Genomic DNA, 11722 nt, shown 5'->3' on the forward strand with positions numbered 1-11722 from the left:
ATGCCGCAACAGATTTCGAACTCCTCTGAATCCACGCGCGACATGCAATTTCTGCAGTGGGTGCGCATTTCCCGATCCAATTTCAGAACGCTCGGGTGGCGCCGCATCGTAAAGGGCGGGCACCTTAGCGACGTAGGCCGCCTGCCTCGTTATGTGGCATTATACCTTCTTGGGGCGAGTTGCATCTGGGCCCCGATCAGCGGCTATTTGGCGACCGCGCCTGTCAAATACACCTCTCACGCATCATTAATCCTGCCAGGATCTGGCGCTTCGGCATCGGTCAATCTGGCCAATATCGGTCAGGCATCCTCATACGCGAATTCCGCCTTTGCCAACGGGTCAATCAGCCCGACCGAGACGTATAAACGTTTGTTGTCGGCCGACCGTATACTCGACGCGGCAGCCAAGGCGGTAGAGGCTGACCGGGACGCGTTTGGAAAGCCGCGGGTGCAACTGGTCGATCAAACCAGCCTGATCCATATCGAGCTTCAGGCGGCCTCTCCGGCAGACGCTCAACAATATGGAGACGCCTTGGTGGCCGCCTTTTTCGCTGAGATTGACGCCCTGCGCGCCGATGAAATTGCCACCCGTGAGGCCAGCAATACCGGCGCGATCGAAGACTACACGAGCGCAATTCAGGCCACGCGGGCCGAGATCAAACAGCTGCAATCGCAAAGCGGTCTGATATCAGTCGCGCAATACCAAGAGCAGGTCGCAGCTAATGACCGTGCAAAGCAGGAGCTGCGAACGCAGGAGAGCGAGCTGGCACGCCAATCGGAACGTGTCGCCGCGCTTCAAGTCGCGTTGAATCTGCCCTCTGACGCAGCGGCGGCAACGCTGAAACTCTATGCTGATGCGCAGTACCTATCGTTGCTTGCGGATGTGTCGGTGGGGGCTGCAAAGCTGGCGCAAGCCGACGCGACCTACGGATCGCGCCACCCAATCTATGTGAATGCCCAAAACGAATATGAAGGGGCGCGTTCGGTTGCTTTAAAACGCGCGGCGCAGGTGACTGGTCTTGAGGTCGAGCAGCTCGATGGACTGGATCGCGCGCCGGAAGGGCAACGGGCGCAGTTGCTCAGCGAGTTGGTGCGCGAAGATGCCTTGCGCGCCGGATTGGAAGAGCATGTCGCGACACAGCGCGCGCAAGTTCGTTTGGAAACCCTGCGCCTGTCAGACCTCGCCCCCATCGCCGCTGAATTGGAGGACCGGCAGAGAGATTTCGCCGTGGCAGAAGCCGTGTTCGCCTCTGCCATCGCGCGGTCCGAGTCGAAAAAGACCGATGTCTATGCCTCCTATCCCTTGATCCAAGTGCTGGAGAACCCGTCTCTGCCGACTCGCCCGTCTTCGCCGAACAAGAAGATCTCGATTGCCGTCGGGATCGTTGCAAGCCTTATGCTGCTGATGGGTTTGGTTCTGGCATGGATCCGAAACCCGCTGATCTCAAAGCTGCTGAAAGACCAGAAAGAGGCCGCAGTTTGACGCGTGTTGCCCCTCAAACGCCAGCCGAAAAGATCGTCTGGTGTACGCTGATCTGGACATGGCCGTTCTACGGGCTTGGCGCGCTGTATGTTGTCGGTCCGGTGCTAGGTTGGATGTTGGCTACGATAGCCGGGGTGTCACTTTATCTCGGCCCGGTGATCCGTTTGGATATGCGTGCAACGGGCCCTGTACCTGCTCTGGTCTGGATCTGGAGCGTTGGCATGCTGGTGATGCTGGTCTCACTTTGGGCAGGCCACGCAGACTGGAACCTCGGCACCACCAAAACGATCAAATCGAGTATCGGATGGGCAAAGGGTTGGGCGCTGATCCCGTTGTTTATCCTAGCAGGGGCGGTTTTGCCAATACGGCGCGAGGTTTTGGTCAGAGGGCAATGTGTGGTGGGCCTTTGGACCTTGTGCCTTCTGCCGTTGCTCATTGCCGCCCCCTATGCCGGTCTGCCGCATCTGCTGTTTACATCTCCCCTTAAAGCAGTGGGCGGCCCGGGACCTGAATATTTCTCGGTCTACCTGTATACAATCGACCCCGCCAGCGGCACGCCGCGGTGGCAGTTCTTTGCGCCCTGGTCGCCATTCGCAGCCTTGTTGGGTGTCTGCATGGTCCTATTTGCCCTGGAAGAAAAGCACAGCAGCTGGAAGGTCATCGGCTTGGCTGCCGGAGTTCTGATGATCCTTATGTCCAAGTCCCGAATGGGTATGGTCGGATTGGTGATCTGCTCGCTGTCACCCCGCCTCTTGCCACTTGTCGCCCGCAGCTTGGGGTGGATTCTATTGTCTGCAGTCACCACCACCGTAGCCGTTTGGGGCGCAGTCTTTGTCGAATTCGGCAACCGAGCCCTTTACAGGTTCAAATCCGCGCGCGCCGATAGTACCCGCGTACGCGAAACTCTGCAGCGTATAGCGTATGAGCGCTGGCAATCGGATGCGATGGTTTTCGGGCACGGCACAGTCAGACCCGGTGCGCATCTTGTTGAGTACATGCCGATCGGCAGCCATCACACCTGGTACGGATTGCTATTCGTGAAAGGGCTGACCGGATTTGCCGCGTTTCTCGTTCCTTTCCTCGGTCATTTAGCAATCGTCACCCTGGACGCCATAAAGTCGGAACGCGGGAGGCTGCCGCTCGGGCTGTTGCTCACAGTTCTCCTGCTGACCTTTGGAGAGAACGTTGAAATCCAAACCTATCTACTCTGGCCGACCTTACTGATGCTCGGATTGCATTTGCGAGAGGTCAATTCAGTGTGTCTGGGAAGCTGATACGCCGCTAGGATTGTTGCGACACCAGCGTAGTGTCAGACGTCACTCTTTTGGGTTGGTTCTTCACTGCTGATAGGGACATTTTGACCTTGTAAAGTGAGTACTTTCACATCGGGCAACCAACGAATTGACCGTGAAATGCTCTTCAGCCCGGTATTTAGTGGCACGGTGCTGTCAGACGAATTCGAACCAGTCTCAGTTTGCCGCGGAAACCGCGAACCTATCCGGAACAAAGTTGACGCCATTCGCTAAGAGCGGCGGCGCGTGTCAGCTTGAAGGTGTCCCGGCTGGTGAGCGATCTTTCCTGGTTGAAGTGGTTGTAGACGGAGTAATGGACGGAAGCGAATTTCTGTAAACTTCGCATGCGCCTGAAACGCTGCATCGCGCGTTCGCGTCGTCGAAACGGCAGGTGCGAATTCTCGACGCGGTTGTTGAGCCACCTGCCCGTCTGTTGTTTTTCGAGCGCGCCCATTTCTCTGAGCGCAGCCTTGTAAGAAGCGAAGCGATCTGTGACGATCTCTTCGGCGCAACCGCGCCGCTTCATCAATTTCTTGAGGAATTTCAGTGCTGCAGCCTTGTTTCGGCGTTTGGTGACAACGGCTTCCAGCACTTCGCCCTCATGATCGACGGCCCGCCAGAGGTAATGTTTCTTGCCATTCACCTTCACGAAAACCTCGTCCACCTGCCACTTCCATTTCGAGAATGCACGCAGTTGTTGCACCCGCTTTTGTCTGATCTCAAAGGCGAAGATCGGACCGAACCTGTTCCATCCATATCGGACAGTTTTGTGGCTCACGTCGATGCCTCGCTCGTGCAAGAGATCTTCGAGTTTCCGAAGCGAGAGCGGGAAGCGGATGTACAGCATCACCGCAAGGCGGATAATCTCAGGACTGGTTTTATAATATCTGAAAAAAGCAGGTCTGGTCATGGGCAAAAGCTATGCAACACCCCTACCTCGCTTAAGCAAAGTTCTTCTGACAAGACCAAACAGAATGCCTTATGAGCTAGCGATGAACAGTCTAATTTCGAGCTTGCCGTAGACTACCTCTTCAGCTTTTTGCCCGATGGAAGAAAAGCTGAGCGACGATGATAACACTTGTAGGTCCGCCAGTTTTCGCGCTTCAGGTCGGCTATCGGGGCGAAATAACAATGGTTCTGAACTTGCTAAGGGAACCATTACACTCCGGCGAAGAGTATTTGTTTCTTGCGGTCTGCATCCCTTTGACACAAAACGAAATCGCTCTCATGCAAAAAGCCCTGAGGGGAGGACGCAAGTAAGAAATGCCCAAAATCATCTCGCCCTGCGACTAGCGCAACCAAAGTTTTCACGCCATTCTGCTGTTTCATTGAAGGCTTTATGAAACGCAACGCCGCACCAATGCGTCTATCGTCTGTGTTATTGGGCCCTGATGCGTGAAATAGATGCCCGTGATGCATGGATGCCTGCCCTGCACGCAATTCGGCAGCAACTGCACCTTTTTCGTTCACATCGACTGCGATTTCCTGCCCGCGTGACAAAAGATTGTTTTCGCTGAAGGTGTCCACGTGAGGCACGATACGGCTTGTGTGGCTGCCGGGAACAAACTTCATACACCCGCTTTGCTCAGACGCTTCTGAAATCGCAACCCAACAGGTAACCTCTTCAGCATCATCCAATCCCCAATAGGTCAAGTCTTGGTGCCACGAGACTATCTTCGATGATCGCGCTTCTTTCACAAAAAGTGCACCGCTCCAAACCATGAGATCCGGCCCTAACACCGTTGAAGCAGCCTCAATCAGCTTCGGATGGCGAAGAAGTGCATCGAATGATGGTATCAGCCTGTCCGGATAAGAATATAGAAGCTTGAGTTTATCTGGGTCGTCTCTGAGAATGCGCTCAGCTTTCTCAAAATCATTGCGCAGCACTTGGACCTCAGAAGCTGTCAGGATATCCAGCGGAGCTACGAAACCGTCTCTTTCATAAGTCTTTGCAATATCACTCATTCGTCTATCCATCGTCATTTCCTGGAAACGTTAACTGCACCTTCATTGATTGGCTTCGATCAGACGCGACCTCAAAGGCAGTGACAGCTTCGCCAACTTCGAAGGAATGCGTTACCAACTGGTCGACGTTAATTAGTCCGCTTCGCATCATCTCGACCGCGACTGAAAACTCGGAATGGAAACGGAAAGACCCGCGAAGCACTAACTCTTTTGCAGTCAACGCCTGCATCGGCACAGTCATATCTCCGCCCAGACCAAGCTGAACCAATGTTCCACCCGGGCGCAAGCATGCGACGCCAGAAGCCAGAGCCGATTGAGCCCCGGAACACTCCAGTTGCACATCAACCTGGCCCTTGTCGTTTTCAAACTGCTCCAGTTTTTGCGGATCGGCGTAGGTGTTGATGACATCGTCTGCCCCACATTCACGCGCCAGAGCGAGGGGCTGGTCCGAGATATCCGTCGCCACTATTCTGGCCGCCCCAGAACGACGCGCCGCCAAGATCGTGAGGCAGCCGATTGGACCGCATCCCGTGATAAGAACCGTTTTACCTAAGAGGCTCCCGGCTTGTTTAATCGCGTGCAAACAGACCGCCAAAGGTTCGGCCATAGCGGCCTGCGCAGGACTTAACCCATCTGCTGGAACGCATTGACTGGCTTTCGCCACGAGTTTGCTTTGAAAAGCGCCTTGGATATGCGGGAACGGCATCGCGCTGCCATAGAACTTCATATCAAGACAGTGGTTTTGCTGCCCGTTCAGACAATAAATGCAGGATTGGCAAGGTCGGGATGGAGAAACTGCAACCAGTTGACCTAAATACAACCCCTGCACACTTGATCCAACTCTCACTATTTCCCCGGCGATTTCGTGTCCAAGCACCATCGGTTGACGCAACTTGATCGCGCCGAAGCCACCGTGGTTATAATAATGCAGGTCAGAGCCGCAAATCCCTCCCGCGCGCATGGCAATCAAGACTTCGTCTGGCCCCACGTCGTGAACATCCCGGTTTTCCAACCTCAGATCTTTTGCGGCATGGATAACAACAGCAACACTGGCCGAAGACATTGCACGGACTCCCTATACAGATTGCCAAAAGATACGGATAGTCGGTGCTGACAACCAAGGGATTTTTGCATGACGCTTGAAATGTTTAGCCTAGAGGGAACACGCGCGCTCGTAACAGGCTCTAGCCAAGGCATCGGATTTGCATTGGCTCGTGGTTTGGCTGCCGCCGGTGCGCAGGTCGTTTTGAACGGTCGCGATGCCACTAAACTAGCGGCAGCAGCATCCGAGCTGAGCGAAACAGGCGCCTCGGTACGCGAACTTTCGTTCGATGCAACCGATCATGAAGGTGTCCGATCTGCCGTCGACGACTTTGAAGCAAAGGTCGGCCCGATAGGCATCCTGATAAACAACGCCGGAATGCAACACAGGACCGAGTTACAGGATTTCCCCGCTGATGCCTTCGAGCGCCTGCTACAGACAAATGTAGCGTCCGTCTTTCACGTCGGTCAGGCTGTGGCACGGCACATGATTGAAAGAAAGTCTGGTAAGATCATTAACATTGCGTCGGTTCAATCCGCATTAGCAAGACCGGGTATTGCGCCTTACACGGCGACAAAAGGCGCCGTGACCAATCTTACAAAAGGAATGGCAACTGATTGGGCTAAGTATGGTCTGAACTGCAATGCCATTGCGCCTGGATATTTCGATACACCTTTGAACGCCGCCTTGGTTGCCGACCCAGAGTTTAGCTCATGGCTTGAGAAACGTACCCCAGCCGGTCGCTGGGGAAATGTAGAAGAACTTGTAGGCGCCGCTATTTTCCTTGCGTCACCTGCATCCAGTTTCGTCAATGGTCATACTCTCTATGTCGATGGCGGAATAACGGCGTCACTTTGATTTGTGGCTTTCAATCGTCTGCTAAGTAAGACCGACTTAGATATCGTTCATAGCGCCGACGCCAAGGCAATCACCACAACCACCATTAATGAAGCGGCCATCGCAATATTGATCCTTTGATGCGATCTCTCGCTTAAATCAAGGCTACCCAGCTTTGCGCCGGCACCTAGCCAGATCATGTGCACTGGCACCCAAATCATATTGAATACTACGATTTTTATGACGACCTCCCAAACGGGCGCATCGGGCAAAAAGGCAAACCCTGAAAACAATGCTGTGCCGACCACGTAAGCCTTGGGATTAATGAACTGAAGTGTCAGACCGTTCGCAAAACCAAGCGGCGAAACCGCAGGGGAAAATCCGACCTTTGAGCCGGCGCTGGCAATACGCCAGGCGAGAAATACCAAATACCCGACAGATGCGAATAGCAACAAAGTTCTAAGCACCGGTACAGCCATTGCAACCGCAGCGACTCCAGAGACAACTAACATCATGTTGATGAACCCGCCCAGCATCAGACCAGCCACAAAGGCGAGTCCAGCTCGAAAACCAAATGCTGATCCAATACCTGCGGTTGTTAGAACACCCGGGCCCGGCGTAATCAGCAAAAAGAAAACCGCGACAGCAAACTCAAACACTTTTCAGATTGGCCTATTACAGATCTCTGCATTCCGGCACAGCTGTGATCACCGATCCGTCCTTATGGTGTTGCAGCAGATTGTCGACAGTCAGGTCACCCATTGCTGCACGCGTCTCAAAAGTCGCGCTACCAGCGTGAGGGAGCAGAACGACATTGGACAACTCGCGCAATGCTTTTGGAACTCGCGGTTCGTCCTCGAAGACATCAAGCCCTGCCCACCCGAGCTCACCGTTTTGCAGTGCACTAATTAAGGCAGTTTCGTCGACAACCGAACCTCGACTAACGTTTATCAGAGTGCCGCCTGCCCCCAACGCGCGCAACACCTCAGCGTTGACCAGCCTATTGGTCGACGGGCCGCCGGGCGTGATGCATATGAGGACGTCCACATGCTCTGCCATTTCAACCAAATTGTCGAAATATCGGTACGGGACATCTTTTTGATTGCGGGTGTGATATGAGATTTCGGGTGCCCACGGCTCCAACTTATCAACAATCGCCTGACCAATACGACCAAGACCAAGAATGCCTATTTTTTGATTGTCCGCTGATCGCGTCAAAGGGGCATTACCTTCAACTTCCCACCGTCCGGACCGAACGTAATTATCGTCACGTATGAGCTCTCGATAACATGACAGCAACAGCAGAACGGCCGTGGTTGCGACTTCTTTGTTCAACACATTGGGCGTGTGAGTCACAACAATCCCGCGCTCAGCCGCAGCACTTGCGTCGACGGCGTCGTAACCGACTCCATAGACGCTGATCATCTTCAGATTACTGAGTGAAATCATTAGGTCATGCGGAACGCCATCATGCCCGTTCGTTACGATATGCGTAATACTTTCAGCGTTGAAATCGTCCAATTGATGAATATTGAACACTGAAGACAGGCGTTCTCTCATCCGTTCGGTGATCCCACCAATTTGCAACAAGTCAGCCATCCTGGCCAACCTTTTGCCGTTGAACACCAAGCCCATCGATACGAAGCTCCATGACGTCGCCCTTTTTCAGATAAACTGGTTCCGGTTTGATCCCCATTCCAACACCGGGCGGTGTTCCGGTTGAAATGACGTCACCGGGGTGCAGTGTAAAAAGTTGGCTTAGATGCTCAATGATCTCGGCAACGGAAAAGATCATCGTGGCAGTATTCCCGGTTTGCATGCGCTGACCGTTTACATCCAGAGACATACCAAGACTCTGAGGATCCTGCACCTCATCCCGGGTCACTAGCCATGGGCCGGTAGGGCCAAATGTGTCGCAGGATTTTCCTTTGGTCCATTGACCTGTCAGTTGCGTTTGAAAATGCCTTTCCGACACGTCGTTTACGATGCAATAGCCCGCAACATATTCGAGTGCGTCGGCCTTGGAAACGTATTTGGCCGTCTTACCAATGACGACCCCCAGTTCGCATTCCCAGTCGGTATGTGTAGACCCCCGCGGCATAACAACATCGTCATAGGCACCAATGACGGCTGAGTTCGCCTTGAAAAAGAGTATCGGATGCTCGGGAATATCTGCGCCGGTTTCTGCAGCATGGTCCGAGTAGTTCAGACCGATGCAAAGAAATTTTCCGATGTCACCGACACACGGCGCGATACGAAGGTCACCCTCTACAATTGGCAGGTTGTTCGGATTCAATGACCGCAGGTTATCAAGCGTTCCGTCATCCAATATATCCCCCGTGATATCATTGATATGAGCGGACAGATCCCGCAATTGACCCTCAGAGTCGAGCAGGGCCGGCTTTTCCGAGCCCTTGGCTCCGTAACGCACAAGTTTCATTTCCGTTCCTTTTAGTGGTTATCGCGTGGCATGAAGCCTCGCGCGATATCGCGGTAGTTTTCTGCACCCTTGAGCGTCATACCGCGATCCAAGCGATCTATTTTTTCGCGGAATATTTCCTGCCACGGGGATTGGTTGGGCGGGGTGGAATAACCACCCTTTGCCTCCAGATCGCGGGCGCGTTGATGCAGTTCTTCGAGCGAAACCAGCATATCTGCTGTGCCTTTGCCAAGATCGATGCGCAGTCGGTCGCCATTTCGCACCAAGGCCAACCCACCACCCTCTGCAGCTTCGGGTGAGGCATTCAGGATAGACGGACTTCCTGATGTACCGGATTGCCGTCCATCACCGATGCAAGGAAGGGCTTCGATGCCCTGTTTCAACAAATATGCGGGCGGCCTCATGTTCACGACCTCTGCAGCACCAGGGTATCCTTTTGGTCCCGCTCCGCGCATAATCAGAATACAGTTTGCGTCGATGTTTTCTGCAGGATCATCGATCCGATGGTGAAAGTCCTCAGGCCCATCAAACACAACCGCCCTGCCCTCAAATGCATCCGGATCATCCGGGTTCGACAGGTAGGTCTCTCGAAATGCCTGTGAGATCACAGACGTCTTCATAATCGCACTCTCGAACAGGTTGCCCGAGAGATTGATGAACCCCGCCTGTTGCTTAACCGGGCTACTGACAGGCTTGATTACGTCGCTATTCTGAGACCGGCGCGTCGAGCAGTTATCGCCCATCGTCTTACCGTTCACCGTTATCGCATCGGAATGCGGCAGCAATCCAGCATCAAGAAGCTCTCCGACAACGGCGGGTACACCTCCGGCCTGTTGGTAGTCTTCGCCCAGATACTTACCCGCTGGCTGCATGTTAACTAACAGAGGAACGTCGTGGCCAAGTTTCTGCCAGTCATCGTTGGTCAACGGAACACCAAGATGCCGGGCGATTGCATTCAGGTGGATCGGCGCGTTCGTCGATCCGCCAATCGCAGAGTTGATAACAATCGCATTCTCAAAAGCCTGACGTGTCATCACATCGCTGGGGCGTAGATCCTCCCAGACCATGTCCACAATGCGTTTACCCGTTTCATAACTGATTTGACCGCGCTCTCTATACGGGGCTGGAATGGCTGCTGATCCGGGCAATTGCATACCCAAGGCCTCAGCAAGTGAATTCATGGTCGTTGCTGTTCCCATCGTATTGCAATAACCCACCGAAGGTGCTGCGGCGGCTGCGATTTCCATGAACTCATCGGTGTCGATTTCGTCAGCCGCAAGGTCTTCGCGCGCTTTCCATATAACCGTGCCCGATCCAGCGCGTTCACCTTTCCACCAACCGTTGAGCATGGGGCCGACCGACAGGGCAATCGCTGGGATGTTGACGGTCGCAGCGGCCATAAGAAGCGCGGGCGTGGTCTTGTCGCAACCAATGTTCAGAACAACGCCATCAATCGGATACCCGAATAGACTCTCAACCAAGGACAGATAAGCCAGGTTGCGGTCGAGTGAGGCCGTTGGCCGTTTACCTGTCTCTTGTATCGGGTGGACCGGTATTTCGATGCACGTTCCGCCGGCGGCGATGATTCCATCGCGAACACGTTTGGACAATTCGATATGATGTCGATTACAGGGGCTCAAATCACTGCCGGTCTGAGCAATGCCAATGATCGGTTTGCCTGATTGCAGTTCCTCACGGGTCAAACCGTAATTCAGGTATCTTTCCAGATACAATGCAGTCATCTCAAGGTTCTCAGAATTCATGAACCACTTGCGAGATCGCAAATCGTTTTTTGATACTTTTGTCATTGGCCTGACCAACCCCCGTCAATTATGTGCGTGTGTCCTGTGGTGAATGCACTTTCATCGCTCGCCAGATAGACGACCAATGCGGCAATCTCTTCTGCTTTCGCTACACGCCCCATAGGCTGACGCGCCACAAATTGTGCAAGGGCTTCTTCTCTGCTGCCCAGTTGCTCTCCCAACGCATCTACGCGATCACGCCAACTGGGACTGTCGACTGTTCCCGGACAAATGCAATTGCACCGAATTCCTTGTGTTATGAAGTCCACGGCTACCGATTTAGTCAGCCCAACAACAGCAGCCTTTGTCGTTCCATATACAAAACGATTTGGCGCACCGATTATGGAACCCAGTGCGGAAGACATATTGATTATCGAGCCTCCTCCGCGCTCTAGCATCCCAGGCAATACAGCCTTTGTCGTGCGCACCATTGAGCGCAAATTGAGATCCATGGCGAAGTCCCATTCTTCATCGGTCGCATCCAGAATAGTTCCGTGATGCACGAACCCGGCGCAGTTGAACAAAACGTCCGGCTTCGCTCGCGCGACCCCATGATGAATACTGTCATTATTCGTCACATCCATCTCGAAAATTTCGAGATTTTCGAGATTCTGATCGCGAATCAAATTTATTTTTTCAGGGTTAATATCCGTCGCATAGACTTTCGCACCCTCTCTTGCCATCGCAATTGCGCTTGCAAGTCCGATCCCTTGCGCGGCGGCTGTGACCAGGACGTTTTTTCCCTTAAGTCTCTCTGACATATATATTTTCCGACCCTAAAAGTGGCGACTGGACAAGTGTTACTTCGTCCCACAGATCAACCGAGAAGCAGAGAAACCTTGGCGGATTTGCAACGACTTCT

At 53.5% G+C, this 11722-nt stretch carries 11 protein-coding genes; 3 read left to right on the forward strand and 8 right to left on the reverse strand.

Features of this window, described 5'->3' with window-relative positions; all coding sequences use genetic code 11:
* Both AB1A64_RS20955 and AB1A64_RS20960 read left to right on the forward strand, forming a co-directional pair.
* Positions 1-1482, forward strand: a complete 1482-nt coding sequence (locus tag AB1A64_RS20955; protein WP_366553896.1) for a hypothetical protein — start codon at positions 1-3, stop codon at positions 1480-1482.
* Positions 1479-2756 carry an O-antigen ligase domain-containing protein gene (locus tag AB1A64_RS20960; protein ID WP_366553898.1) on the forward strand — a complete coding sequence of 426 codons (1278 nt, stop codon included), beginning with the start codon at positions 1479-1481 and terminating at the stop codon, positions 2754-2756. Before AB1A64_RS20955 ends, AB1A64_RS20960 begins: the two co-directional genes overlap by 4 nt.
* 220 nt (positions 2757-2976) lie before the next feature.
* Here AB1A64_RS20960 and AB1A64_RS20965 read toward each other — a convergent pair whose 3' ends face one another.
* The 3 genes from AB1A64_RS20965 to AB1A64_RS20975 form a co-directional block, all read right to left on the reverse strand.
* The gene (locus tag AB1A64_RS20965) at positions 2977-3684 is read right to left on the reverse strand and encodes an IS6 family transposase (protein ID WP_366553900.1); all 708 of its coding nucleotides are present in this window, start codon (positions 3682-3684) and stop codon (positions 2977-2979) included.
* A gap of 248 nt (positions 3685-3932) precedes the next feature.
* The gene (locus AB1A64_RS20970; RefSeq protein WP_366553902.1) at positions 3933-4739 is read right to left on the reverse strand and encodes a phytanoyl-CoA dioxygenase family protein; all 807 of its coding nucleotides are present in this window, start codon (positions 4737-4739) and stop codon (positions 3933-3935) included.
* 4 nt (positions 4740-4743) lie between these two features.
* Positions 4744-5802, reverse strand: a complete 1059-nt coding sequence (locus AB1A64_RS20975) for an L-idonate 5-dehydrogenase (RefSeq protein ID WP_366553904.1) — start codon at positions 5800-5802, stop codon at positions 4744-4746.
* Between the two features lie 69 nt (positions 5803-5871).
* On the opposite strand from AB1A64_RS20975, the gene AB1A64_RS20980 reads away from it, so the two are divergent.
* A complete protein-coding gene (locus AB1A64_RS20980; RefSeq protein WP_366553906.1) occupies positions 5872-6639 on the forward strand; it encodes an SDR family oxidoreductase in 768 nt (255 codons plus the stop codon).
* A 47-nt stretch (positions 6640-6686) separates the two neighbouring features.
* Here AB1A64_RS20980 and AB1A64_RS20985 read toward each other — a convergent pair whose 3' ends face one another.
* Genes AB1A64_RS20985 through AB1A64_RS21005 form a run of 5 tightly spaced genes read right to left on the reverse strand, consistent with a single transcriptional unit; the run spans position 6687 to position 11621 of the window.
* Entirely contained in the window at positions 6687-7277 is a 591-nt protein-coding gene (locus AB1A64_RS20985) for a LysE family transporter (protein ID WP_366553908.1), read from the reverse strand.
* A 16-nt stretch (positions 7278-7293) separates the two neighbouring features.
* Positions 7294-8217, reverse strand: coding sequence for a 2-hydroxyacid dehydrogenase (locus AB1A64_RS20990; RefSeq protein WP_366553910.1), 924 nt, complete (start codon positions 8215-8217; stop codon positions 7294-7296).
* On the reverse strand, positions 8210-9058 hold the full coding sequence (locus AB1A64_RS20995) for a fumarylacetoacetate hydrolase family protein (protein ID WP_366553912.1): 849 nt from the start codon (positions 9056-9058) through the stop codon (positions 8210-8212). The genes AB1A64_RS20990 and AB1A64_RS20995 overlap by 8 nt, the downstream gene beginning before the upstream one ends.
* An 11-nt stretch (positions 9059-9069) precedes the next feature.
* On the reverse strand, positions 9070-10866 hold the full coding sequence (locus AB1A64_RS21000; protein ID WP_366553914.1) for an IlvD/Edd family dehydratase: 1797 nt from the start codon (positions 10864-10866) through the stop codon (positions 9070-9072).
* Complete coding sequence (locus AB1A64_RS21005) at positions 10863-11621, reverse strand: SDR family oxidoreductase (RefSeq protein ID WP_366553916.1); 759 nt, start codon at positions 11619-11621, stop codon at positions 10863-10865. Before AB1A64_RS21005 ends, AB1A64_RS21000 begins: the two co-directional genes overlap by 4 nt.
* Between the last annotated feature and the right edge of the window lie 101 nt (positions 11622-11722).

Origin of the sequence: Ruegeria sp. ANG10 (assembly GCF_040705255.1) — a bacterium.
Classification (GTDB): Bacteria; Pseudomonadota; Alphaproteobacteria; order Rhodobacterales; family Rhodobacteraceae; genus Ruegeria.

What these genes read in the sequence shown, in the direction of transcription:
- AB1A64_RS20955 (WP_366553896.1), top strand. Translation starts at nt 1, where the DNA reads ATGCCGCAACAGATTTCGAACTCCTCTGAATCCACGCGCGACATGCAA.
- AB1A64_RS20965 (WP_366553900.1), bottom strand. Translation starts at nt 3,684, where the DNA reads ATGACCAGACCTGCTTTTTTCAGATATTATAAAACCAGTCCTGAGATT.
- AB1A64_RS20970 (WP_366553902.1), bottom strand. Translation starts at nt 4,739, where the DNA reads ATGAGTGATATTGCAAAGACTTATGAAAGAGACGGTTTCGTAGCTCCG.
- AB1A64_RS20975 (WP_366553904.1), bottom strand. Translation starts at nt 5,802, where the DNA reads ATGTCTTCGGCCAGTGTTGCTGTTGTTATCCATGCCGCAAAAGATCTG.
- AB1A64_RS20980 (WP_366553906.1), top strand. Translation starts at nt 5,872, where the DNA reads ATGACGCTTGAAATGTTTAGCCTAGAGGGAACACGCGCGCTCGTAACA.
- AB1A64_RS20990 (WP_366553910.1), bottom strand. Translation starts at nt 8,217, where the DNA reads ATGGCTGACTTGTTGCAAATTGGTGGGATCACCGAACGGATGAGAGAA.
- AB1A64_RS20995 (WP_366553912.1), bottom strand. Translation starts at nt 9,058, where the DNA reads ATGAAACTTGTGCGTTACGGAGCCAAGGGCTCGGAAAAGCCGGCCCTG.
- AB1A64_RS21000 (WP_366553914.1), bottom strand. Translation starts at nt 10,866, where the DNA reads ATGACAAAAGTATCAAAAAACGATTTGCGATCTCGCAAGTGGTTCATG.
- AB1A64_RS21005 (WP_366553916.1), bottom strand. Translation starts at nt 11,621, where the DNA reads ATGTCAGAGAGACTTAAGGGAAAAAACGTCCTGGTCACAGCCGCCGCG.